Annotated in this window: 26 protein-coding genes; 14 read left to right on the forward strand and 12 right to left on the reverse strand. The window is 57.7% G+C overall.

Features of this window, described 5'->3' with window-relative positions; all coding sequences use genetic code 11:
* Window positions 1-108 precede the first annotated feature (108 nt).
* Window positions 109-537, forward strand: coding sequence for a DUF1801 domain-containing protein (locus QQL64_RS05730; RefSeq protein ID WP_284396846.1), 429 nt, complete (start codon window positions 109-111; stop codon window positions 535-537).
* 8 nt (window positions 538-545) lie between these two features.
* On the opposite strand, the gene QQL64_RS18215 is transcribed toward QQL64_RS05730, so the two are convergent.
* Entirely contained in the window at window positions 546-677 is a 132-nt protein-coding gene (locus tag QQL64_RS18215; RefSeq protein ID WP_345782629.1) for a hypothetical protein, read from the reverse strand.
* Window positions 678-726: 49 nt separating this feature from the next.
* The gene (locus QQL64_RS18220; protein WP_345782630.1) at window positions 727-894 is read right to left on the reverse strand and encodes a hypothetical protein; all 168 of its coding nucleotides are present in this window, start codon (window positions 892-894) and stop codon (window positions 727-729) included.
* Window positions 895-1,026: 132 nt separating this feature from the next.
* Between QQL64_RS18220 and QQL64_RS05740 the strand changes: the two genes are divergently transcribed.
* Window positions 1,027-1,926, forward strand: coding sequence for a hypothetical protein (locus QQL64_RS05740; protein ID WP_284396848.1), 900 nt, complete (start codon window positions 1,027-1,029; stop codon window positions 1,924-1,926).
* A 106-nt stretch (window positions 1,927-2,032) separates the two neighbouring features.
* On the opposite strand, the gene QQL64_RS05745 is transcribed toward QQL64_RS05740, so the two are convergent.
* Complete coding sequence (locus QQL64_RS05745) at window positions 2,033-2,425, reverse strand: VOC family protein (RefSeq protein WP_284396850.1); 393 nt, start codon at window positions 2,423-2,425, stop codon at window positions 2,033-2,035.
* Window positions 2,426-2,610: 185 nt separating this feature from the next.
* The gene (locus QQL64_RS05750) at window positions 2,611-3,546 is read right to left on the reverse strand and encodes an MBL fold metallo-hydrolase (RefSeq protein WP_284396853.1); all 936 of its coding nucleotides are present in this window, start codon (window positions 3,544-3,546) and stop codon (window positions 2,611-2,613) included.
* Window positions 3,547-3,741: 195 nt separating this feature from the next.
* Here QQL64_RS05750 and QQL64_RS05755 point away from each other — a divergent pair, with 195 nt between their 5' ends.
* On the forward strand, window positions 3,742-4,683 hold the full coding sequence (locus tag QQL64_RS05755; protein ID WP_284396854.1) for a LysR substrate-binding domain-containing protein: 942 nt from the start codon (window positions 3,742-3,744) through the stop codon (window positions 4,681-4,683).
* 153 nt (window positions 4,684-4,836) lie between these two features.
* Here the strand turns inward: QQL64_RS05755 and QQL64_RS05760 are convergent, their stop codons facing one another.
* Window positions 4,837-5,424 carry a hypothetical protein gene (locus QQL64_RS05760; protein WP_284396856.1) on the reverse strand — a complete coding sequence of 196 codons (588 nt, stop codon included), beginning with the start codon at window positions 5,422-5,424 and terminating at the stop codon, window positions 4,837-4,839.
* A 264-nt stretch (window positions 5,425-5,688) separates the two neighbouring features.
* On the opposite strand from QQL64_RS05760, the gene QQL64_RS05765 reads away from it, so the two are divergent.
* Window positions 5,689-7,140, forward strand: a complete 1,452-nt coding sequence (locus tag QQL64_RS05765; RefSeq protein WP_284396858.1) for a DUF2252 domain-containing protein — start codon at window positions 5,689-5,691, stop codon at window positions 7,138-7,140.
* A gap of 127 nt (window positions 7,141-7,267) precedes the next feature.
* Here QQL64_RS05765 and QQL64_RS05770 read toward each other — a convergent pair whose 3' ends face one another.
* The 3 genes from QQL64_RS05770 to QQL64_RS05780 all read right to left on the reverse strand — a co-directional run bounded on the left by QQL64_RS05770 (window position 7,268) and on the right by QQL64_RS05780 (window position 9,544).
* A complete protein-coding gene (locus QQL64_RS05770; RefSeq protein ID WP_284396861.1) occupies window positions 7,268-7,555 on the reverse strand; it encodes a hypothetical protein in 288 nt (95 codons plus the stop codon).
* 121 nt (window positions 7,556-7,676) lie between these two features.
* Complete coding sequence (locus QQL64_RS05775; protein ID WP_284396862.1) at window positions 7,677-8,459, reverse strand: LytR/AlgR family response regulator transcription factor; 783 nt, start codon at window positions 8,457-8,459, stop codon at window positions 7,677-7,679.
* Window positions 8,456-9,544 (reverse strand): sensor histidine kinase, encoded by a 1,089-nt coding sequence (locus QQL64_RS05780; protein WP_284396865.1) that lies wholly within the window; start codon window positions 9,542-9,544, stop codon window positions 8,456-8,458. Before QQL64_RS05780 ends, QQL64_RS05775 begins: the two co-directional genes overlap by 4 nt.
* Window positions 9,545-9,723: 179 nt before the next feature.
* Here QQL64_RS05780 and QQL64_RS05785 point away from each other — a divergent pair, with 179 nt between their 5' ends.
* The 3 genes from QQL64_RS05785 (at window position 9,724) to QQL64_RS05795 (ending at window position 13,075) form a co-directional block, all read left to right on the forward strand.
* The gene (locus tag QQL64_RS05785) at window positions 9,724-10,815 is read left to right on the forward strand and encodes a hypothetical protein (RefSeq protein WP_284396867.1); all 1,092 of its coding nucleotides are present in this window, start codon (window positions 9,724-9,726) and stop codon (window positions 10,813-10,815) included.
* Window positions 10,816-11,138: 323 nt separating this feature from the next.
* Window positions 11,139-12,119 carry a helix-turn-helix transcriptional regulator gene (locus QQL64_RS05790; protein WP_284396869.1) on the forward strand — a complete coding sequence of 327 codons (981 nt, stop codon included), beginning with the start codon at window positions 11,139-11,141 and terminating at the stop codon, window positions 12,117-12,119.
* 233 nt (window positions 12,120-12,352) lie between these two features.
* Complete coding sequence (locus tag QQL64_RS05795; protein ID WP_284396871.1) at window positions 12,353-13,075, forward strand: alpha/beta fold hydrolase; 723 nt, start codon at window positions 12,353-12,355, stop codon at window positions 13,073-13,075.
* Between the two features lie 368 nt (window positions 13,076-13,443).
* Here QQL64_RS05795 and QQL64_RS05800 read toward each other — a convergent pair whose 3' ends face one another.
* From QQL64_RS05800 to QQL64_RS05815, 4 genes are all read right to left on the reverse strand, one after another.
* The gene (locus QQL64_RS05800) at window positions 13,444-13,809 is read right to left on the reverse strand and encodes a DUF3467 domain-containing protein (RefSeq protein WP_284396874.1); all 366 of its coding nucleotides are present in this window, start codon (window positions 13,807-13,809) and stop codon (window positions 13,444-13,446) included.
* Window positions 13,810-14,686: 877 nt separating this feature from the next.
* Window positions 14,687-16,003: a sensor histidine kinase gene (locus QQL64_RS05805; protein WP_284396877.1), complete on the reverse strand. Its 1,317-nt coding sequence runs from the start codon at window positions 16,001-16,003 to the stop codon at window positions 14,687-14,689.
* Window positions 16,000-16,740, reverse strand: coding sequence for a response regulator (locus tag QQL64_RS05810; protein WP_284396882.1), 741 nt, complete (start codon window positions 16,738-16,740; stop codon window positions 16,000-16,002). The genes QQL64_RS05805 and QQL64_RS05810 overlap by 4 nt, the downstream gene beginning before the upstream one ends.
* A 35-nt stretch (window positions 16,741-16,775) precedes the next feature.
* Window positions 16,776-17,315, reverse strand: a complete 540-nt coding sequence (locus tag QQL64_RS05815; RefSeq protein ID WP_284396883.1) for a redoxin domain-containing protein — start codon at window positions 17,313-17,315, stop codon at window positions 16,776-16,778.
* Between the two features lie 297 nt (window positions 17,316-17,612).
* On the opposite strand from QQL64_RS05815, the gene QQL64_RS05820 reads away from it, so the two are divergent.
* From QQL64_RS05820 to QQL64_RS05850, 7 genes are all read left to right on the forward strand, one after another.
* Window positions 17,613-18,029: an organic hydroperoxide resistance protein gene (locus QQL64_RS05820; RefSeq protein WP_284396886.1), complete on the forward strand. Its 417-nt coding sequence runs from the start codon at window positions 17,613-17,615 to the stop codon at window positions 18,027-18,029.
* Window positions 18,030-18,074: 45 nt separating this feature from the next.
* Complete coding sequence (locus QQL64_RS05825) at window positions 18,075-18,356, forward strand: BufA1 family periplasmic bufferin-type metallophore (protein ID WP_284396889.1); 282 nt, start codon at window positions 18,075-18,077, stop codon at window positions 18,354-18,356.
* On the forward strand, window positions 18,353-18,841 hold the full coding sequence (locus QQL64_RS05830; RefSeq protein ID WP_284396890.1) for a DoxX family protein: 489 nt from the start codon (window positions 18,353-18,355) through the stop codon (window positions 18,839-18,841). Before QQL64_RS05825 ends, QQL64_RS05830 begins: the two co-directional genes overlap by 4 nt.
* A gap of 53 nt (window positions 18,842-18,894) precedes the next feature.
* Window positions 18,895-19,659 carry an alpha/beta fold hydrolase gene (locus tag QQL64_RS05835; protein WP_284396895.1) on the forward strand — a complete coding sequence of 255 codons (765 nt, stop codon included), beginning with the start codon at window positions 18,895-18,897 and terminating at the stop codon, window positions 19,657-19,659.
* A gap of 49 nt (window positions 19,660-19,708) precedes the next feature.
* On the forward strand, window positions 19,709-19,996 hold the full coding sequence (bufA2, locus tag QQL64_RS05840; RefSeq protein ID WP_284396898.1) for a BufA2 family periplasmic bufferin-type metallophore: 288 nt from the start codon (window positions 19,709-19,711) through the stop codon (window positions 19,994-19,996).
* A gap of 64 nt (window positions 19,997-20,060) precedes the next feature.
* A complete protein-coding gene (bufB, locus tag QQL64_RS05845; protein WP_284396901.1) occupies window positions 20,061-20,912 on the forward strand; it encodes an MNIO family bufferin maturase in 852 nt (283 codons plus the stop codon).
* The gene (locus tag QQL64_RS05850; RefSeq protein ID WP_284396903.1) at window positions 20,909-21,658 is read left to right on the forward strand and encodes an HvfC/BufC N-terminal domain-containing protein; all 750 of its coding nucleotides are present in this window, start codon (window positions 20,909-20,911) and stop codon (window positions 21,656-21,658) included. The genes bufB and QQL64_RS05850 overlap by 4 nt, the downstream gene beginning before the upstream one ends.
* The last annotated feature ends 1 nt before the right edge of the window (window position 21,659 follow it).

The following is a 21,659-nucleotide window of genomic DNA, read 5'->3' on the forward strand; positions in this document are numbered from 1 at the left end:
CCTGGCGCCGCAGTTAGCTTGGTTGGAGTTGAGGGCGGGGAAGGGGCGGTTAGCCCGTGTTATCGGGAGTAGGATTGGCTAAGCAGACCCCAGGCCGGGATTTTTCATATGAACGTGCGCAGCCAAATCAAGGACTATATCGCGGCCCAGCCAGAGCCAAAACAAAAAGACCTCCAAGAGCTTCACGGCCTCATTCTTGGAATCATGCCGGACTGTAAATTGTGGTTTCTCGATGGAAAAGACGAAAGCGGCCGGGTGGTTTCCAATCCGAACATAGGTTACGGAGTGCAGGCCATTAAGTATGCCGACGGAAAAAACAAGGATTTCTATCAGGTTGGCCTGAGCGCAAATACAACAGGCATATCCGTCTACATCATGGGCATAAAAGACAAAAAATACTTGGCCGAGAAATTTGGAAAGAAGATCGGTCAGGCGACCGTAACGGGGTATTGCATCAAATTCCGCGCACTAAAAAATATAGACGTTGATGTTCTCGAAGATGCCATGCGATATGGAATCGAAGAGACACGCGCCTAACGGATGCATTAGTCCTTGCGCGGAAAGTTCAACACCGGCGGCAATTCATTCTCGAAATAACCGTGCAGGCAGCGGCGCGGACGCGCCGTGGTGTATTGCGCGCTCACCAGATTGAGCACACGTTCGCGGATGCGCGACAACAGCTCGCCGGAAGGAAATACCGTCGGGGCCGGGCGCGGCCGAGCCGAACTAATGATGGTGTTTGAGCATGGCCGCGCGCACGTCGCGCGCTTGCGCCAGTACGCGGAAATTGAATGACAGGGTCGCCAGCTCCCGGCTCAGAAATAGCTCGGGCGGGGACGTTTCGATAACAACAGATTTGGTAAATTCGGAGGGCATCCGTTCATTTTTACTCATAAGCGACCGCTACGCCTACGCGTTCGTAAGGAATCGTTCAAGGCGCAATCTCCCTTGGCGTGCGTGGATGGAGCCCTAGACTCCATCAGTCCTCTGGCCCGTAACTTCACACGAGAATCAGGAGAAGATCTTATGACTAAGGTATCTCGGATCATCGCAATGTGTACGATCGGTGCGGCCGTTGCAGTGCCGTCGTTCGCGGGGGCGCAGACCTATACGTCGGTCCATTATCCGGGCTCAGTACTCACTGAACTTGTTGGCGGCCCCAATCCCCAGGGTACGAGCGTCGGCGGTTACACCCTCACCGCGGGTGGAGCCTTGCACGGTTTTACGCTAACAGGAGGGGAATTTACGCCGTTCGACCCTCCGGGCTCCACGTTTACGACTGCCAACTTTATCAATCCACGGGGAGATATTGTGGGCGCCTATGTCGACGTGGCCGGCGTCAGCCACGGTTTCATTTTACGCGATGGGTCTTACACAACGGTTGACTACCCAGGTGCGGCTGGTACAGAACTCAGTAGCATTAACCCTTCAGGTGAATTGTCAGGCGCAACCTGTTCCGACGCTGCCTGCGGCGTCACCGGCAACACCAACGTTACCCACAGTTTCCTGGTGTCCAAGAAGGGCGACTTCTCGGCGACCTTCGACCCACCAGGTGCGGTCAGTAGTACCAGCAGCGTGGTGATCCCATCTGGCGCAGTCGTTGGTGCTTACACACACCTAAGTGGAACGACATGTTCCACACAGTGCCAAGGGTACCTGCTGTTCCACGGATCGTATGCCACCATCAACTATCCAGGCGCCGCGTTTACGTTTGCTGGCGGCGCCAATGCTCCGGGTGACGTGGTGGGGGTTTACACCGATGCTTCGGGCGTCAGCCACGGTTATCTGTTTAATGGTGCTTATACGTCGTTCGATTACCCCGGAGCCTCGTTCACTGAGGCAACAGGGATCAACCCTAGCGGTGTCATCGTGGGGCTCTATGTTAACTCTGCGGGCGTCGTGAACGGATTCATACGGACGCCGTAGCGACACGAGTGCCAGGCCTCAGGCCGTGTTTTGTAATCAGCCCACGCCGCCTATCCGGCGGCGTGGGAATCAACGCCAGCCGGAGTGGGTCCGCTTGAAGGAGGGATTAGGCGTCGCCTTGACTCTGCCAGACATTCGCGTTCTCCTCGAAGTCTGGTCGCTGGGGCCGTACGACGCAGAACCGCTGCCCTGTTGGCGCCTCCATGACCCACCAAGACTTCACCTTTTCAACGCGCTTGGCGCCAAGCCCTTCCAGTCGAGTTGCCTCGGCTTCGATGTCGTTGGTTTCGATGTCAAGATGAATCCTGCTTTCATGCTGCACAGCTTGAACAAGGATCTTCATTTCGCCTTGAGGACCTTCGAGTAATCGATATGGTTCGGCCGAATCGGCGTCGGACTCTGCAACTCGGCAGATTGCCGCGGCCCAAAAGCCTGCAGCGGCTTCGATGTCATCGGTTTGGCAATCGATGATGATGTTGCTGAGACGACTCTTGTGCATGGTGACCTCGGAGAAAAGAAGAGGGTGAGGTTGCGACGGCTAACGCTTGAGCGAATAGTAAGCGCGCACTCTCATTGTTGTTCCCACCTAGTGACTATGCTGGTGATGACTATGGCGACGGCAAAAGTGCCTGCATGGCGTGTCCATGTAGGCACTGACGTGCCGGTAGGCTTAGATTTTCGCGATCAAGGCAAGTGTGTCGTGTAGTTCGCCGGGATCCACCGCCATGCTTTGCCCTCCGCCGTTAGATGGCCGAGGCCCGGAAAAGAGAGGTGGGCAGCGCCGACGAGCGCGCCGTCATGGTCGGCAATCGTAAACACCTTGGCCCGCGAATTCGCAGCATCCTTGGCGTTGGTATCAAAGGCGATGGTGACTGATGGGTTATTGAACTGCACTGATCCGACGTGAATCGAATCCCCTATCAGCAGGAGATCATGGCCTTTGCTTTCCACGAGGTAAGTGGTGTGGCCCGGTGTATGACCAGGATTGGCTATGGACCTCACGCCAGGGACAATGTCGGTGTCACCATTGAACGGCTGGAATTTTCCGGCGTCGACATAAGGCTGTACTGAAGCCATTGCGCCCTGAAAGAAGCCCTTGGAGTCAGCGGGAGCCTTGTCCATATTGGCTTTGCTGAGCCAATACGCCGCTTCATGCTTGTCGGCATGCACCACTGCGTTTGGGAATACGCGTTGTCCATTCGCGATGAGGCCACCCTCATGATCAGGGTGCATATGCGTCAGCAGGATGTCATCCACCTGTTCGGGGAGGTAGCCTGCAGCGCGCAAGTTAGCGACGAGTTTGCCGGAGGTCGGGCCGAGCAATGTGCCGGCACCGGTATCAACCAGCACCAGGCGTGAGCCAGTGTTAACTAGAAAGGCGTTGACGGACACCTCAAGTGGCGAACCCAGGAACGACTTCTTGAGTGTCGCGTTGGTTTGCGCCGCCGGTTCACTCAGAAGTTTGTCGACAGGTAGATCCAAAGTGCCGTCGCTGATGACGGTGATTTCGAAATCGCCCAGCATGGTGCGATAGAAGCCCGGTGCCTGGGTCTTGACCATCGGTGCCGCTGCGCTCACCGGGCCGGAAATGAAGGCGGCGCCAAGCGTTCCCAGTGCCAAGGCGAAGGTCGTATGACGAAGGAAGCGGGTAGATAGCGATCGAGGGTTCATGGTGCAAGGTCTCCATTAGCCCGACTGGGTTGGGTTTGTCGGTTGGCGGGAGCCTAGATCGTTGCAATAATCGGAACAATTAGAAAAAATGCAAACGTGGATTGCAAAATACGCAACGATTTTTTAGCCAGAATACCTACTCTTATGATTGATGCACTCAATGATTTCCTGGCGGTCGCCGTCTGCGGAAGTTTCTCTCAGGTGGCGAAGAAGCAGGGTGTCGCTGTCTCGTCGGTGACACGCAAGATTGATTGGCTTGAAGCAGAAGTCGGTTCTCGGCTGTTCCACCGTAGTTCGCGCCGCGTCGTGCTCACTGATGCGGGCGAACAATTCATACCGCGCGCGCGAAACATCCTCACCGAACTCGCTGAAGCGAAAGAAGCAATCTCGTCGGCCAACGCCGATCCGCGCGGACTTCTGTCTGTCACAGCACCGGCGGTTTTCGGGCGCCGGCACATAATGCCTGTGATCGCCAACTTTTTGCGGCGCTATCCCGATGTTGAGGTCGAGCTACATCTCAGCGATCAAGTCATCGATCTAGTGGAGCAACGTATTGATGTCGCCGTCCGTATTGGCTTACTTCCAGACAGCGATTTGCACGCGGTGACCTTGGCGCCGTTAAACCTAATCACCTGCGCAAGTCCGAGCTACCTAGAGCGCGCGGGAAAGCCTGAGGCGCCTGGCGACTTGTTGCACCACGACTGCATCACCACCATGGCAACACCGGCGGCATGGGTGGGCACGTGGAGCTATGAGGGTCTCAACCGCGGTCATCCCTTCCCGGCTCGTGGCTGTCTGCGCACCGACGATAAGGAAGGCATGCTTCAAGGGGCGCTCGCTGGTTTAGGCATCGTGCAATTGCCCAGTTGGCTCGTTTTTGAAGATATACAAGCTGGTCGGCTGATCTCTTTGTTTGGCGACGTACCTCAGTCCCCGCAGCGTGTTCGGCCAGCTATCCATGCCGTACGTCTTCCCGGGCGTTCCCATGAAGTGAAGGCAAAACTTTTTATCGCACAGCTTCAACAAGCCGTGGGAGCGCCGGCGTACTGGGATCCGCTGCCAGTCGCCGGCTCGAGTTCGATCTAAGCCTCTTCGCCAGTGCCTGTTCCGAGGTCAACGAGATCTGGCGTACCGACCGAGCAACGCCGGTGGAAAAGGGCAATTAGGGACTGTTATCGCGACAGGGATGGATGAGCGTTTCTCAACAGCCCGCTACGCGTTTAGTCGCGATGCTCGGGTTCACTTGACCCGGCGCACATCCTGTATCCAGTTGGTTTCCCACGTTCGGCCGCCATCACCAGAGTAGGCCTGCTCCCAATGCGCCGTGTTGGGAGTGATCTGCGACCAAATGAAGCGCACCTTGATCGGTTTGCCGCGCAGTGTATCGCTGGCGTAGAAGGTGCCGATGCCATGCACGAAACGCCCTTTGACCGGCGGGTCGAGTGCGCCATGGGGATTGCGGCCATCAATCCACCAGATGGCCCACAGTCCAGTCTTCGGATCGTAAGCACGCGGCGCTACGCCGCGATAGATGCCTTCCGGCGTATCAAACTCGGTATCGTCGACATTCGCCAATCCACCCATAAGACTGAACGAGCGAATCGTGCCGTCGAATTCCTCCCAGTCGTGACTGCCGACAAGACGATATTTCAGTCGTCGACTGTGCGTGCGCCAACTGCCGATGAAAAAGTCGAAATCGTGCACGCCAGAAAGGTTAGGTGTCTGCTGCGGTTTCGGCACGTCCTGCGAGGCGCCGGCGGGAAGGCCGGTAGAGATGGTAGCAACCACGACCAAACTTGCTGAAACTGCGTAACGAAGAAGGGACATAAGACCTCCCTCAAGACTGTGGTGAGTGCGCGAGGGCTCCGATCTTACGCTTAGTGCTGCCGCTGTGGGTGTGCTCGAAGAACTACTGGGCGATATCGGCGTCGAACAGGCGCTCGCCATTGAAGGGTGATTAGCCCGAGTTATCGCGGGTATAGTGAAGGTCCGCTTCCAACCCGAAGCGGAGATATCCTCCCGTGACGACACGTGCACTTAGAGAGTCCGTCAGGGATACCACTGTTCGAACGAATGACGGAGACCGATTGCATGGCTACGTCCTCCCATCTGCAAGTGGCTCGTAGTAGCACCCATCATTCAGCGCGCAAGGCGCGCCAAGCCATTGAAGCGCCGCTGCCGGCGCAGACGCATACGCAGTCGATCGACGAGCGGTTGGCGCTGGCAAAGTCGCTTCGATCGCAGTGTCCGCGCAAGTCGCAAGCGGGGTGGCATGCACCCAAACACCGGCGGGATGCTATTGAAACATTGATGGCCAATTCGGTGGGGCGGGTCCCCCATCTTGTGCCTATCCGATACGGCCGCATGATGGAATCGCCGTTCGCTTTCTATCGTGGTAGTGCTGCCATCATGGCTGCCGATCTGGCACATACGCCGTCTACGGGTATGCACTTGCAGGTCTGCGGTGATTGTCATTTGCTCAACTTCGGTGGCTATGCCACGCCCGAGCGGCGGCTTGTATTCGATATCAACGATTTCGATGAAACCAGCGTCGGCCCATGGGAGTGGGATTTAAAGCGCCTTGCTGCCAGTCTTTTCATTGCCGCACAGTCCAATGGCTTTTCCAAGGATGATGGGCGCGAAGCCGCCTGGCACGCGACAAGTGCTTACCGGGATCGCATGGCCGAATACAGTGAGATGCCATTGTTGGATGCCTGGTACGATTTTCTCGATCTGAAAAAAATTATCGAGCAGATCGTCGATCCCGACTTGAAGAAGCTCGCCAAAACGCGGCTAAAAAAGGCGACGGAATATACGGCCCACACGAAGGAGTTCGTGAAATTGGCTGTAGCCGAGGGCTCGCCGCCGCGCATTCGTGACGAGCTGCCGCTCATCTATCACGACGATAGCGGTGACCCAGCCAAGCGTCGCAAGGAACTCAATCGCGGGTTTGCGCATTATCGAGACACACTTCAACCTCAACGGCGGGTGTTACTGGATCGCTTCCGCCTTGTCGACGTGGCCATGAAAGTAGTGGGGGTGGGCAGCGTCGGAACCTATTGCGGCATTCTGCTTTTGGTCTCTGGCTCGGGCGACCCGCTTTTTCTGCAGTTCAAAGAAGCGCGTGAGTCTGTTATCGAGCCCTATGTCGGCGCGAGCGTTTACAAGCATCACGGCGAGCGCGTAGTGGTAGGGCAACGCATGATGCAATCGGCAAGCGATATTTTTATAGGCTGGACCCACGGAATCGCACGCCAGTTTTACGTTCGCCAGCTGCGCGATGCCAAGATAACGCCAGACATCAGCGTGATGAAACCGCTCAACCTTCGTAACTACGCTGAACTCTGCGGCCGTGCTTTGGCACGCGCGCATGCGCGGACCGGCGATGCCGTTGTGTTAGCTGCCTATCTCGGAAAAAGCGACGCTTTCGCGGATGCGATAACTTCGTTCGCCGTCGATTATGCCGATCAGAATGAGCGTGATCACGACGCATTGATACGTGCTGTGCGTCAGGGACGCGTCGAAGCACAAGTTATTGAATAGGGAAGGGGCAGGCAAGGCCGCCCCTTACTTCAAGGTGAAAGGCAACGTCTCCAGCGGCGGAACGAATGGGTGAAAGGGATGGGTGTTACGGCGATTCCGCAGGGCTGTGAGCGGTGACGATTCAGGATTAGCCGCCTTTCGCGGCCTGCTCCTTCGCGAGCAAATGCTGCGCCTGAATATCTCCACGACTTGCTTCCTGAGCAGTCTGCACGGAGGTTTCCGTCGCTTCGGCGACGGCGGCATGGAGGAGGGCGGCATGCGCGGCACTGCTGATGCTGACCTTGTCGGACGATGCTGCCGGCGTCGATTTAGTGCCACTACCTGCCTGCGCTGTGGAGGCAGGTTGCGAGGGTGAGGTGCCGGCGCTTGGAGTCGCTACGACGGTCGGCTGACTGCTGATGGCCTGTACGGACATGATTTTCTCTCAAAAGAAAGGTTACGCCTTTTAGGGCATACGACTTATCGGCAAAACGAGGCTGAACTTTAATCCTAGAGAATTGGGGGATTAGCCACTGGACTCCAGTGCCGGTCGCTACTCAAAGCGAGGAACGTCTATTTCGCAGCAGATCGTGAAGGCCCGAACTGTAGTTGCGGCTTGCTCGCAACGACTGGCCATCTCGCAATGTAACGAGTGCGTCGCGATTGGCGAGCGCCTGCACGCGAACGATGCGATCGACCTGGACGATCGAGGAGCGATGGATGCGCAGGAACTGTGAGCTATCTAGATGCGACTCCAGAGAGCTGAGCGTTTCGCGAATGAGGTGGGTCTTACGCTGTACGTGCAAACCGGCGTAGTCCGACAAGCCCTCTATCCAATCGACGTCGTCTGCCTTCACGAATGTAATATCGCTGCCGCAGCGCACCGTAAAGCGACGAACCGGCTGGCCACCTGTGTCAGCATGTTTGGCAATTAACCGTTCATACAGAAGGCCGTAGTGGCTCTCCTGCCGATGCAGCACAACGGTTCGCCTAACGCGATCAACGCAAGCGGCGAACCGTTCGTTATCAATGGGCTTGAGCAAATAATCGAGCGCCTCGATATCGAATGCATTTAACGCATACTCGTCGTGCGCCGTCAGGAATACGAAATGCGACGCGTAGCCCTTAGGAAGCAGTCGTACCAGCTCAATGCCGTTGATACCAGGCATCTCGATGTCAAGAAAAACGAGATCTGGCGTCAAATGAGCAATCAAATGCTGTGCATCCTCTCCCGTCGCACATTCGCCGACGACGATCATGTCCGGGTACGCGCGTAGGCGAGAGATCACGCCAAGTCGCGCGAGCGGCTCGTCATCGACGATGAGGACTCGGATAGTCATCGTCCGACCATCGATAAGCTCACAATCGGCTCCGTGATCAGTGGGAGTCGAAGTGAAACCATGAATCGTCCATTCTCCCCCGACAGCATTAGGGTCGCGTCGTGAGCACCGTAGAGCTGCCCCAATCGAGCCCTCGTGTTCGCCAATCCCACCCCATGGCTCTGATAGGAGTCCGTCGCTTCAAGCTCACACGTGTCGTTCGCAACATCGATCTGCAATCTTTGCTCGGCCAGGCGTGCGCTGATGGTGATTTCACCGCCCTCGGGACGCAGGGCGATCGCGTGCCGGATGGCATTTTCGATGAGCGGTTGCAGCAAGAAGCGTGGCACTTGCGCGTCATTTGCCTCGTCGCTCACATCGAAAGATACCTTAAGTCGCGAACCGAAGCGTATTCGCTCAATGGTCAGATATTCGTCGACCACAGCAAGCTCATCTCGCAGTGTCACCGTGTGCGTGTCAGGAAAGCTCAGCGTATTTCGCAGAAGCGCGGCCAGCCTTGCGATCACTTCCGTAGCCAATAGAGGCTGATTACTTACTACTAACGAGGAAATGGCGTTGAGTGTATTGAAAAAGAAGTGTGGCTGAAGCTGATAGTGCAGAGCCAATAACTGTGCCTCTCGCGCTGTCGCCTCCATCGAAAGCAGCTTTGTCCTTTGTTGCTCGACGGTTTGATAGTGTTTTATGCCGAAATAGAGCGCACTCCATCCATCAAGGGTCAAACTGACGCCGATGGCTTCAGTCAACGCGATACTCCAGTCGAACGGCAACGTCGTGTTGGTCCAGAGCATCTGCATGAGGCGCGTAACGATCGTGCACGCTACGCCGAGTACGTAGGAGACAACCACGCAGTAGGAGAGGGCGCGAAATAGCGGCACGCCCTTGCGCCAGAGATACCGGCAAAGGAAATACAAGAGAAAGCTGGCGAGAAAGGAAGTACCAAGCTCAACCACGACTGCAAACACTTCAGTACCGGTGTGACTGTAAGGGACTGAAGCGATCGCAGTCGTCAATGCATAAAGCGCCCAACCGCCGATCTGCAGCGGCCAGAAAGATACGAGGCGCTTTGGCGCGTCTGGGGTAGGCATGCCCGCATTCTATGGGCTGCTCCTTTGTTCTTGCACCCGTTGGGCGTACTGAATGCACGGTTCATCGCAAAATTGCCAGGTCCCGTCGAACGGGAGCTTCTGGTCGTCGCGCGCGCCATTAGGCTTCGCACAAGTTCCTGCCACATTCATTCGATTAACGTCCGAATCAAGGGGGTCTTGTGAAGAATCACGTTTTGAAAAACTCTGGAATAGCTCTGGCCCTGTTGGGAGCAACCCTGATCGTTTCAAATAGCTTTGCGCAGGGATTAATGCCTGCGATGAGGTTTCTAGGTGCGCGAAAGGCGCTAACTAAAGCGCAGGTGAGCACACGGTTGTCGGATTCACCGACCTACACATACACTCTGATCAGCTATCCGGGGGCTCTCGATACACAGGGTGTTGGTATCAATCCCGATGCCCTTGACCGCGACTCGGACGATCAGAGCGGAACAGCTACGCCCAAGATTAGAGTCGTCGGGGCTTGGTCTTCAAACAACGGGATAACTCAGACAGGCTTTCTTGCGCGAGTATTTGGAACCAATCCCGTCCAAGAGACCTACGATCTATTGAATGACCCTCAGGGCTCGCAAGTACAGCAACCCTACAGCATCAATGATTTCGGCCAGATTGTCGGCGATTATTATGTTGGTGAGGCCGGAGATTCTTATATCTTTCACAGCTATGAGTTGGACGGCGATACATTTAAACCCCTAAACGTGCCGTTTACCGGCGCCGTTAGCACCTTCTCCCCGGCAATCAACAATACGGGCGAGATTGTCGGTGGATGGACTGACAGCACCGGAAACTCGCACGGATATACGCTTATCGGAGGTACGTACACCTCGTTCGACTATCCCGGCGGCGGCCAGATTCAGCTGTATCTTTCGGTCAATAGCGAAGGGCACATTGTCGGCTCATACGCCGATGCAAACGGCAACGTCCACGGTTTTTTGCGGCGTGGGGACACCTATACGTCGATCGACTTCCCAGGTGCGGTCTACACCGCCAGCACGGGAATCAACGATGCCGACGAGATCGTCGGGAGCTACTGTCCGACCAACCAATGCCTCCAAACGGGCGGTGAGGGCCTGCAGGGATTCATATTGAAGAATGGGGTCTATACCACTTTCGCGATTCCGGGCGAGTACGGTACAGCATTGGCCTCCGTCAACAACAACGGCGTACTGATGGGAAACTACTACGATGCAGACGTGAATGCGGCCGACACAGCCAACCACGTTCACACGTTCCTGGCGACGCCGACTCCATAAGAGATCGTCAAGACAGGCGAAGCGATCGACTGGTGGCGCCCGTCGATGTCCGCGTGGAAGGAAGCGAGATTGTTTCCAGTCACAGCAATACGCGTTACGAGACGAGCTGCAGAGATTCGATCTAATGTCCGTTTCCGGCCCGAAGCAGACATGCAGGATCAGCCTTTGGCTAGAGTTAGGTGCAGGGAAGGTGACGATTAGAGAGGGTTATCGAGGGTAGGGGAGCAGCAGCTCCCGACCCATTGCTGCCATGGGTGCCTACCGGTGGCCGAGCTTCCCAAAGTGGTCAGCATGGCGGGAAGATGGCGGCCAGGAGGGCATTTATGAAAGAAGGCGGAAGCAGCCAACCCCGTAGACAAGTCGGTGGGTTACAGGCTGAATCGGGCGATACAGCTTTCGGAAAGCATCTTGCAGGTTGCTTTGGCGTACCCGAGCCTGACTTGCGCGCCGAACGCAAGCTGGAGCGGGGGACGATTGCGCTGTCGGAATTGAAACTCGATCTTCCGATGGCGGAACCAAGCGGCTCACTGGGCTGCGATGAAGCTTTTCTAGTGGATGTCCAACTCGCCAGCATTGTGGACCACGAATACTGGTTGAACGGTCGATCCATACCTGTAGAACCTGCCGTGGCAGGCATGACCTATATTCACGACCTGCGGCTCGACCCCAGAGCGATGGTGCGCGAATCGACGCACTCGCTCCACTTCCGCATTCCACTCGCGACACTCAATGCGTTCTCCGACCAGAACGGGACTTCGCCGATTTCGGAGTTGATCCACGGCCCGATGGTCGGCCGGGACGACCCGGTGATGAGATTTCTGTGTCAAGCGGCCTTGGCCGCACTCAGGGAACAACACATTGCCAGTGGATTGTTGCTGGACGAAATTCTGAGTGCCGTGTGCGCGCATACGCTGGGACATTATGGAAATGCCAGCACCGCCGCTCGTCGCTATTCGTCCGGCCTGGCCCGGTGGCAGGAACTGCGTGCGAAGGAAATGATGGATGAGCGCATGGACATCTCCCTCGCGGAGTTGGCGCTCGAATGCCAATTGTCCGTGACACATTTCGCCAGGAGCTTCCGGCGATCAATCGGCATGTCGCCCCATCAATGGTTGCTCGCCCGGCGCATCAGCAAAGCGAAGTTTCTGCTCGTTGAGTCAGACCACTCAATGGCACATATCGCTTTGGAATGCGGATTCTCCAGCCAGTCTCACTTCAACGCCGCATTCAAGCAGTGCACGAAGGTGAGCCCTGGACGCTGGCGTCGCTCCTTCGCACCCTGGATCGATAGTCCCTCGGAATAATGTGTCGCTCGATCCCGACAAGACGTGCACGTGGGTTTTCGGTCGTTTTTTTGAAATTCGAGTCTGTTTTTCGAAAGAGACGACCATCCCGCCATGCTCTATTTCCTTCGCCCTACCAGCAATTCCATCTTCATTTGGGCGAAGGAGTTTCCATCATGAAAACCAGGCAAAGAATCTCGTGGCGTTCGCTTGTCGCCACGTCCCTTATCTGTCTATCGAGCGTATCCCTGACTATGAACAGTTCGTCCGCAGAGGCAGCTTCCGCAGCACCATCGCAGGTGAAGAATGTCATTCTTGTGCACGGCGCATGGGCGGACGGTTCAAGTTGGTCGAAGGTCATTCCTCTACTCAACGCAAAAGGCATGAACGTTGTTGCCGTACAACTTCCGCTCACGTCTCTGGCTGACGACGCCGCGACCGTCAAACGGGCTATCGCCCTCGAGGATGGTCCGGTCCTTTTGGTTGGACACTCCTATGGTGGGGCTGTCATAACGGAAGCCGGCAACGATCCCAAAGTAAGGGGTTTGGTTTATGTCGCCGCATTTGCTCCAGACGATGGTCAGTCTGCAGGCTCCTTGGGAGCGACCATGGCTCCCCCTCCGTTGGCCGCCGAGGTTAAGCCGGATAGGGAAGGGTTCCTCAAGCTCACCAAGGCGGGCATCTACGAGAGTTTTGCCCAAGACTTGAGTGCGCCCGAGAAGGCGATCTTGTATGCCGCACAAGCACCCACCAGTGCAAAGTCACTGGGTGGCAACGTAACCAGCGCGGCGTGGCACAGCAAACCTTCTTGGTACATCGTTGCTTCCGAGGATCGGGCGATTCAACCGGATCTTGAAAAAAGCATGGCAAACAAGATCCATGCAACCACGTCGACCATTCCTTCCAGCCACGTTCCAATGCTTTCGCATCCCGACGTAGTGGCCGATGTGATTGAGCAAGCCGCTGGCTTGAAGTAAACCTTGACCTGATTGCGCGAGTTGTCTGACCACGCCAGCGTAGCCAACACGCGCCGAGCTCCTTTCTACAATGCAACCCGGGACCCGGAGGTTTCCGGGTTGCGGTCTGAGAGGATGACCCAACGGTCCGGTGGCAAGAAGCGTTGCGTTAGGTACTATGGCTATTACGTAATTGCGCATAATGTATATTATGTCAAATTTGATTCGTAGCCTGAAATCGGCTGGCATGCGGCTTGCTGCCTGGATCTTCCGAACACATGGCGCTGTGCTGTGCCCAGGAAACGCGAGCGCCTGAACTGGATCTACCCTGCACTCGCAGAACACACAACGTTGAATCTAAATCGCGACGCACGGACCAACTAGCTAGGCTACCGCGTGCCGGAAACGACTGAGGGCTGACTCTTGGCACTGTTTACAAGGCCAGTGATTGCGCCGCGTATAGTTTCCACCGACGGCACGCTGGTGAGCATTTTTATTTCGCCTACTTGCGCCTCATACTCATTCAATAAATCAAGCAAAGCCAACACCATGTGCTTATAGGCCTGCGGTGCTAGGGAAACGGCTGCCTGCTCTTCGTTAACGGCTATACCGTTTTCGTCGTTAACAGTTCGAACGAATACCAAGCCAAAGTCCGTAGCGGTGACTTTGAAGTTGACGGCATTTGCATAGAGTTCGCAAAAGCTAATCGAACGCTTGACCGGGGCACGTTGCAAGTTCGCTGGTGCGTCAGACATCACTTAGGACCTCAATCGATGTGTTAGCAATGACCGTATAGGGAACGTCAGTTGACGAAGTTGTCGTCATCGGCGCGGACGGGGACTGAACTGTTACAACATTTATCACTGGAGATGAACTCGAAAGACTAATTGACAGTGCGTCTTTAATGGGAATAACGACTGACGTGTCACGCTCAGGCGCCGATGCGTGCTTCTGCTGGAGCTTTTTATATCGGAGAAACAAAAGTCTCGCCAACATAGCAATCACTGTTGAGAGCAGTGTTAGGAACTCAGCGACAATGAGAAGGTTACTATTCATGACGTTTTAGGCTTCGGAATACCTGAACCAAATATGCTGAGACCACAGAGTCCAACCGGCGGCGACGACGTAGCACGCCACACCCAACCAATTAGACAGCACTGCTTTCGATTCTCCGACTGACACTTCATGGGCAAGCCGGTCCTGCGTATATACGCAAAGCGCTACAAAGATAATTACAATCGCAAGCAACGTTACGGCTGTAGTATCTCGACGATTGATCATGCCATCACACAGTACAGCAGTTATCAAAAAGATGGACGATAGCGCTATATCTCCATTGGAAACAAAGGCCAAAGTACACGGCCAAAATGTCGATTCAGAGAACATGAAGGTGACGAAAATAGGTAAGCCAATTGGTAGAAAGATTACAAGCGCAAAGGTGATGGCCAACCTAACGAGAGAACCGGGATAGGGTCCATCCGTGGAGGGATATGAATACTCACGGCGGCGTCCAGATTCCATTTGTGCAACAGCCCCCCCTACCCGACTTACCTTTTAATGTGGCACAACACAGCTAGCCCTGCCAACGCGGAATTTAAGCTGCGATTCGATGCTGGTAGTATGGCACTGAAATCAGAAAGTAACGGTCGCAACCAGCCCGCCACCCTCGCGATTGGCCAGCGCGAGGTTTCCTCCGATCGCACGTGTAAGTTGTGCGGCGATGGCCAATCCAAGGCCTGCGCCACCGGTATCGCGGTTGCGCGATGCTTCCAGGCGATAGAAAGGCTGAAGGACTTGCTCCAGAGATTCTTCGGGAATGCCCGGGCCACGATCCGACACGGCAATGCACAATGCGCCTTGCTCCGTTCTCCATGCGCCGACTTCGGCGCCGCCGCCATATTTGATCGCGTTGTCGATCAGGTTGCCCAACACGCGACGCAATGCTTGCTGACGAACTATGGCGGTGCCGTTGATGGAGCCGGATAGCGTTACCGGTCGACCGATGTCCTGGTAGTCGAATACGAGGCTTTCGAAGAAGGCCTCCACGTTGATACGCACGGGGGTTTCCGCACCGCCATGCGCACTGCGGGCGTAGGCGACGCCTTCCCGCACCAGATGCTCCATCTCGCGTAAGTCTTTCAGGATTTTGGTGCGTTCTTCGCCCTCTTCCAGATTCTCGGCGCGAAGCCGCATGCGCGTGATCGGTGTCTGCAGGTCGTGCGAGATCGACGCCAGGATATGCAGCCGCTCCTTGAGATGGCGCGCAACGCGCTCTTGCATCGTGTTGAAGGCCGCGGCGGCCTGAGCCACTTCGGTGGGACCGTTTTCGCTCATACGCGGTCCGTCGGCGGTCGGCGTCATCGATTCGGCGGCTTGCGCCAGCTGCGTCAACGGCCGTGTCGCCAGGCGCACGGCTAACCATGTGCATGCGAGCAGCAGCAGCAGTTGTAGCGTCAAAACGACGGGAAGCCACGACGCCACCGGCGCCATATGCGGCGTGATTTCCAGCGTGAGGGGCGAGCCGTCATGCAAGGTGAAATGCACCTGGTAGCGCTCCGGTTTTACCGAAACGGCGTCGGCGTGCACGTGGTAATCGGCTCCCACTTGTTTGGCGATACTGCGAGTCAGCTGGCGCGAACGTTCGGAAATCAGCGGCATGCCAGGCTGTCCTGCATCAAGTACGAAGCGGTAATTGTCGCGTTGCAGACGGCCGAGCCAGTCAGGACGTTCCTGCGCAGGCAGGCGATCCAGTATGGCGACCGAGGTACCTACCTCGTTTTCGACGGTATTGAGCATCACCGATACGGCGCTTTCGTAGCGCTCGTAGGACTGCAGCGCCATGGAAAGACCCTGCGCCAACAGCAAACCGGCGAGGATGATCAAATAAAGGCGCGAGGCCATGCTGCGCGGCAGCCAGCGCTTCGGCGCCGTCGATGCGATGCGGTTCATGTGTCGTTCCCGTGCACCGTCACCGGCATGCTGAATACATAACCTTCGCTGCGCACAGTCTTGATGTACGTCTGCTCTTTCGCTTTGTCGTCGAGGCGCGTTCGCAAGCGACTCACCAGCAGGTCGATGGAGCGGTCGAAGAGTTCCGCATCCCTGCCCTGCGTAAGGTTGAGCAGCTGGTCTCGCGACAGCACGCGCTGCGGATGATCCAGGAACACGCGCAGCAATCGGAATTCGGCACCGCTCAGCGCAACGACGGTGCCGTCTTCGTCGATCAAATGACGCGCGGTGGTATCCAGACGCCAACGGCCGAAAGACAGGGTGTCGACCGTCTCTGTGATGCGAAGGTTCGGCGGCAGCATGCGCGTGCGCCGGATCACCGCCTTGATGCGCGCCAACAGTTCCCGTGGCGAGAACGGTTTGGCCACGTAGTCGTCCGCGCCCATCTCCAGGCCGATGATGCGATCGGTTTCGTCGTCGCGCGCAGTGAGCAGGAGGATGGGCACAGCTCGATGCTTGCCGCTGCGTAGCGTACGGCACAGCACCAGGCCGTCGTCGCCCGGCATCATGATGTCGAGCACGATCAGGTCGAACGCCGAGGTGTCCAGCTGCGCGAACATGTCGCGCCCGTCGACGGCCGCGCTCGCGCGCAGGCCGTTCTTGCGTAGATAGTCCACGACACCGGTGCGAATGTCGTGATCGTCATCGACGACGAGGATGTGGTCGATGTGATCCATGTTGTTCATCCAAGTGATGGGGTTGCGGTGACGTCTTACGGCGCTTTGCCAAGCAACTGCCGCACACGCTGTTCGGTCTCGACATAGTTTCCCTCACCTATGTGGCTGTACACCACGCGACCGTTCTGATCGATGAGATAGAGCGCCGGCCAGAAGCGGTTGCCGTAGGCGTTCCAGATGCGCGATTCATTATCCACCGCAACCGGCCAGGTGATCCCGAACTGGCGGATGGCCGATTGGAGTGCGGCCGGATCGCGTTCTTCGTCGTACTCGGGCGTGTGCACACCTACGACCACCAAGCCGTCTTTGGCGTACTTGTCGTACAACTCTTTGGTATGCGGCAGCACGTGGATGCAGTTGATGCATTCGCGCGTCCAGAATTCGACCAGTACGACCTTGCCGCGAAGTGCGGCCATCGTCAGGGGCTGGGAGTTGTACCAGCGGTCCGCGCCGGTGAATTCCGGTGCCTGGGAGACCGCTTCCTGGGCACTGGCCGTGGTCCACGCGCTGGGCCAATAGGCCAGCAGCGCCGAACCCAGGGCGGCCGCGGCAATGGCGATACGCAGAAAATTCATGAGTCTTTCCTCGCAATAGGGGATGGCGACGCCTGTGCGCGTTGCCCTGCCCGCTATTTGAGCGGTCTGAGTTATCTCGAACGTGTCCGCTTTACCGGCTTTTTGTATCCGTTTGTACAAAGGCGGCGGGTTTTGTATCGGAACGTATCCGGCGCCGCTCGCTACACATTCCGATGCTTTTTGACGCTCCGCGCGACACATCCGGGATACGCCACGACGGTTTCCTATGCACACCGGCCGACTGCACGCCACCGCTTCGGGGCGAACGGCCTTTCAACCCACTCAGGAAATCCGACCATGTCTAACAACACCGTTCTCTATACCGCCCAGACCCTCACAACCGGTGGCCGCGATGGCCAGTCGCGCAGCAGCGACAACCGCCTGGACATCAGGCTGTCCCTGCCCGGCTCCAACGGCACCGGCACCAATCCGGAGCAGCTGTTCGCCGCCGGCTGGTCTGCCTGCTTCATTGGTGCGATGGGTCGCGCCGCGCAGGAACTGGGCATCCATCTTCCCGCCGACGCTTCGGTGGCCGCCGAAGTGGATCTGAACAACGCGCCCGAAGAAGGCTTCTCCATTTCGGCCCGCCTGCAGGTGAGCCTGCCGGGACTCGACCTCGCCGTCGCCCAGTCCATCGCCGATCGCGCGCACCAGATCTGCCCGTACTCGAAGGCGACGCGCGGAAACATCAACGCCGTCATCACCGCCGTGTGAGCGGCGCCCACATCTGATCTCACTCACTCATTCACGGAGACACTCATGAAAAGCACCTACGCAACTCTGGCCGCCACGCTGGCTTTCTCACTAGCAACGCTGGCGACCAGCGCGCATGCCACATCCAGCTCGGCGAAGCCGGCGATGGAGAAATGCTACGGCGTGGCAGGCGCCGGCAAGAACGATTGCGCCGCCGGCCCGGGCACGACCTGCGCGGGTACCGCCAAGGCCGACTACCAGGGCAACGCCTGGATTCTGGTCCCCAAGGGCACCTGCACCACGATCAAGACGCCGAAGGGTTACGGCTCGCTCCAGGCCAAGTCATGAGCTCGCGCAGCATCGAAATCGCCTCGACAAAGTTCGCGGCGAGCGAACCTCGCGATAGCGCGCCGACAACGTGGCTGTCGCGCATCGTACCCGACAACTTGCTGCTGCTTGTCGCGCGCCTCGGCATCGCCGCTGTGTTCTTCCAGTCGGGACGCACGAAAGTCGAAGGTTTCCTGACCATCAAGTCATCCACCTATGACTTGTTCGCCAACGAATACGCGCTGCCGTTGATTCCGTCGGATTGGGCCGCGCGCATGGCGACCGGCGCGGAACATCTGTTCCCCGTGTTGCTGGTGCTGGGCCTGTTCACGCGGGCTTCCGCGTTCGCGCTGCTCGGCATGACCACGGTGATCGAGGTGTTCGTGTACCCCGATGCGTGGCCCACGCATTTGAGCTGGGCTGGCCTGTTGCTACCTCTCGTCGCTCGCGGCGGCGGCACGTGGTCGCTCGATGCCCTGCGTCGCGGTTGGTCACTGTCGCGCTGATCGCCGCGCAAAACATCCGTTCTTTCATAGCAATTCCCCCAAGGAAAAACCCCATGCGTAAATCGTTGAGTTTGATAGCTCTCATGTTGGCGGCGGCCAGCCCCGCCTTCGCCGCCGACACCACGCCTCCCGCACCGGCCGGCGTCAAGAACATCGTGATCGTTCCCGGTGCTTTCGTGGATGGCTCGGGCTGGCACGTCGTGCACGACATCCTGATCCACAAGGGCTACACCGTGAGCGTGGTGCAGCCGCACATCGAATCGCTGCCCAATGACGCCGACGCAGTGTTTCGGCAGCTTCGCAAGCAAGACGGTCCGACCTTGCTGGTCGGCAGCGATTACGGCGGCGCCGTGATCAGCGAGGCCGGCAACCGCGACAAGGTCAAGGGCCTGGTTTATGTCGCTGCCGTGGCGCCGAGCGTGGGCGAAAGCGTGCTGCAGCTCGTCGAATCCATGCCCGAGCCCAGCAACGATCTGCAGACGTCTTTCGACGGTTACATCACGGTCGATCAGAAAAAGTTCGGCGCGGATCTCGGCGGCGATCTCACTGTGAACCGCACCAACTTCATGGCGATCTCGCAGGTGCCGGGAACCGTCGCCGCGCTGCGCCATGCCGCCGGCGTCGCGGCATGGCGCAACAAGCCCAGCTGGGCGGTCGTCGCCACCGAAGACCATTTCTACAGCCCCGATCTGCAGCGCTCGATGTACCAGCGTGCCGGTTCCAAGATCACCGAGATCAAGGGCAGCCATTTCGTTTTCATGTCGCAGCCGGAACAGGTTGCGCAAGTCATCGAAGACGCGGCGCAAAGCCTGAAATAAAGCCGCATTGATTCACTGTCAACCACATACCCAACCCTAGGAAAACATCATGAGCACTCTCGTTACCAAGTCTCGCAACAGCTTCGCCGCCGCCGCCGCCGTCGTCGCGCTGGCCCTCGCATCGGTGGCCACGGCGCACGCAGCCGATCAGTCCGTGCAGAAGGAACAGCCGGGCCGCTGCTACGGCGTCAACTCGTGCAAGGGCCAAAGCCTCTGCGCCACGGCCAAGCACGACTGCAAAGGCCTCAACGGTTGCAAAGGCCAGGGCGTCGTCGTGAAGACACCAAGCGCGTGCGTCGCCGCCGGCGGCACGCTGACCGAACCGCAAGGCAAGTAATCGATCCGGCTGGACCTGCGCGGTGCGGGTCCAGCCTTTCACTGTTCTATTCGGGAGCCACGCGATGTCCACGTCACTACCCACGTTTGCAGGTTATGGACTCGGCTTGCGCCGGGAGCACTACCGCGACTTCCTCGACACCCGTGTGCGCGCCGACTTTGTCGAGGTCATCTCAGAGAACTTCATGGTCGAAGGCGGCCAGCCGCGTCATATTCTTCGCCGGATACGCGAACGTTACCCGGTGGTGCTGCACGGCGTGTCGATGTCGATCGGTTCCGCGGATGGCCTGAAGACAGAGTATCTGCGCAAGTTGAAATCGCTGGCGGACGAGATCGAACCGCTTTTTGTCTCCGATCATTTGAGCTGGTCTCGCATCGATCGCTTCAATTCGCACGATCTGCTGCCAGTGCCCTACACCGAAGAGGCGCTGGACATCGTCTGCGCCAATATCCACAGGGCGCAGGAGGTGTTGGGCCGCGCCATGCTGTTCGAAAATCCGTCCAGCTATATCGTCTTCGGCGATGCCGCGATGACCGAATGGGAATTTCTCGACGCAATGAGCAAGCGCACCGGCTGCGGCCTGCTGCTCGACGTCAACAACATTTTCGTGAGCGCCACCAATCACGGTTTCGACGCGCACGCCTACCTTCGTGGCATTCCAGCCGACCGCGTGCGGCAGATCCATCTCGCCGGACACAGCGCGGGTAGCGAGTTGCTGATCGACACGCACGATAGCCCCGTTAGCGACGAGGTCTGGGCGCTCTACGCGAAAGCCATCGCGCTAACTGGGCCCGTTGCGACCATGATCGAGCGCGACGGCAACATTCCGCCGCTCAAAGATCTACTCGACGAACTGGCGATCGCGCGGAGCATCGGCGATATCGATGCGTGGGCGCGCAAGGCGATGGCGGCATGAACCTCGCAGATATGCAACGCGATTTTCGGTCCTGGCTCGTGACCGCATCGGACGATGCGGCATCGCGCCTGAGTGGCGGCTCCAGCGCCGGGTTGAACGTCTATCAGAACAACTATCGCGTCCAGCTGATCAGTTGCCTGGAAGCGAGCTACCCGCACGTCCGTATGTGGCTCGGCGAAGAAGCGTTTCTGACGACGGCTATCGCCCATATCGACAGCCATCCACCGCATGCGTGGACACTCGACGCCTACGGCGACGACTTCGACGGCACGCTGGCGTCGCTCTACCCCGATAACCCGGATGTGCGCGAGCTGGCGCGCATCGAGCTCGCACTTGCGTACGCGTTTGTAGCGGCCGATGGCGATGCGCTGACGTCGGACGCGCTAGCGCAGACCGATTGGGATGCGGCCGGGTTACGTCTCGCACCGTCGCTCAAGATATTGGCGGCGACGACCAATGCAGCCGATATCTGGTCGGCCTTTCAACGAAACGAAGCGCTGCCCGAAAGCGAGATGCTCGCGGAAACCGCCGGCGTGATCGTGTGGCGACAGCAGTTCACTGTCTTTTTGGAAGCGGTGGATGCGCTGGAATATGCCGCGATTTTGCTGATTCAGAAAGACGGAAGCTTTGCCGGGCTTTGCGACATGCTCGTGGAAAGGCTCGGCGAGCAAGAAGGCATCGCCAAGGCCGGTGCGCTGCTGGTGAGCTGGATCAGCAAGGAGTGGCTGGCGGAGACGGCAGCTTAGC

It is taken from the genome of Dyella lipolytica (assembly GCF_030160075.1).
Lineage (GTDB): Bacteria > Pseudomonadota > Gammaproteobacteria > Xanthomonadales > Rhodanobacteraceae > Dyella_B > Dyella_B lipolytica.

What these genes read in the sequence shown, in the direction of transcription:
- QQL64_RS05790 (WP_284396869.1), top strand. Translation starts at nt 11,139, where the DNA reads ATGAAAGAAGGCGGAAGCAGCCAACCCCGTAGACAAGTCGGTGGGTTA.
- QQL64_RS05805 (WP_284396877.1), bottom strand. Translation starts at nt 16,003, where the DNA reads ATGAACCGCATCGCATCGACGGCGCCGAAGCGCTGGCTGCCGCGCAGC.
- QQL64_RS05740 (WP_284396848.1), top strand. Translation starts at nt 1,027, where the DNA reads ATGACTAAGGTATCTCGGATCATCGCAATGTGTACGATCGGTGCGGCC.
- QQL64_RS05755 (WP_284396854.1), top strand. Translation starts at nt 3,742, where the DNA reads ATGATTGATGCACTCAATGATTTCCTGGCGGTCGCCGTCTGCGGAAGT.
- QQL64_RS05850 (WP_284396903.1), top strand. Translation starts at nt 20,909, where the DNA reads ATGAACCTCGCAGATATGCAACGCGATTTTCGGTCCTGGCTCGTGACC.
- QQL64_RS05835 (WP_284396895.1), top strand. Translation starts at nt 18,895, where the DNA reads ATGCGTAAATCGTTGAGTTTGATAGCTCTCATGTTGGCGGCGGCCAGC.
- QQL64_RS05765 (WP_284396858.1), top strand. Translation starts at nt 5,689, where the DNA reads ATGGCTACGTCCTCCCATCTGCAAGTGGCTCGTAGTAGCACCCATCAT.
- QQL64_RS05830 (WP_284396890.1), top strand. Translation starts at nt 18,353, where the DNA reads ATGAGCTCGCGCAGCATCGAAATCGCCTCGACAAAGTTCGCGGCGAGC.
- QQL64_RS05815 (WP_284396883.1), bottom strand. Translation starts at nt 17,315, where the DNA reads ATGAATTTTCTGCGTATCGCCATTGCCGCGGCCGCCCTGGGTTCGGCG.
- QQL64_RS05820 (WP_284396886.1), top strand. Translation starts at nt 17,613, where the DNA reads ATGTCTAACAACACCGTTCTCTATACCGCCCAGACCCTCACAACCGGT.
- bufA2 (WP_284396898.1), top strand. Translation starts at nt 19,709, where the DNA reads ATGAGCACTCTCGTTACCAAGTCTCGCAACAGCTTCGCCGCCGCCGCC.
- QQL64_RS05775 (WP_284396862.1), bottom strand. Translation starts at nt 8,459, where the DNA reads ATGACTATCCGAGTCCTCATCGTCGATGACGAGCCGCTCGCGCGACTT.
- QQL64_RS05760 (WP_284396856.1), bottom strand. Translation starts at nt 5,424, where the DNA reads ATGTCCCTTCTTCGTTACGCAGTTTCAGCAAGTTTGGTCGTGGTTGCT.
- QQL64_RS05770 (WP_284396861.1), bottom strand. Translation starts at nt 7,555, where the DNA reads ATGTCCGTACAGGCCATCAGCAGTCAGCCGACCGTCGTAGCGACTCCA.
- QQL64_RS05810 (WP_284396882.1), bottom strand. Translation starts at nt 16,740, where the DNA reads ATGGATCACATCGACCACATCCTCGTCGTCGATGACGATCACGACATT.
- QQL64_RS05825 (WP_284396889.1), top strand. Translation starts at nt 18,075, where the DNA reads ATGAAAAGCACCTACGCAACTCTGGCCGCCACGCTGGCTTTCTCACTA.
- QQL64_RS05745 (WP_284396850.1), bottom strand. Translation starts at nt 2,425, where the DNA reads ATGCACAAGAGTCGTCTCAGCAACATCATCATCGATTGCCAAACCGAT.
- QQL64_RS05800 (WP_284396874.1), bottom strand. Translation starts at nt 13,809, where the DNA reads ATGTCTGACGCACCAGCGAACTTGCAACGTGCCCCGGTCAAGCGTTCG.
- QQL64_RS05795 (WP_284396871.1), top strand. Translation starts at nt 12,353, where the DNA reads ATGAACAGTTCGTCCGCAGAGGCAGCTTCCGCAGCACCATCGCAGGTG.
- bufB (WP_284396901.1), top strand. Translation starts at nt 20,061, where the DNA reads ATGTCCACGTCACTACCCACGTTTGCAGGTTATGGACTCGGCTTGCGC.
- QQL64_RS18220 (WP_345782630.1), bottom strand. Translation starts at nt 894, where the DNA reads ATGAGTAAAAATGAACGGATGCCCTCCGAATTTACCAAATCTGTTGTT.
- QQL64_RS05730 (WP_284396846.1), top strand. Translation starts at nt 109, where the DNA reads ATGAACGTGCGCAGCCAAATCAAGGACTATATCGCGGCCCAGCCAGAG.
- QQL64_RS05780 (WP_284396865.1), bottom strand. Translation starts at nt 9,544, where the DNA reads ATGCCTACCCCAGACGCGCCAAAGCGCCTCGTATCTTTCTGGCCGCTG.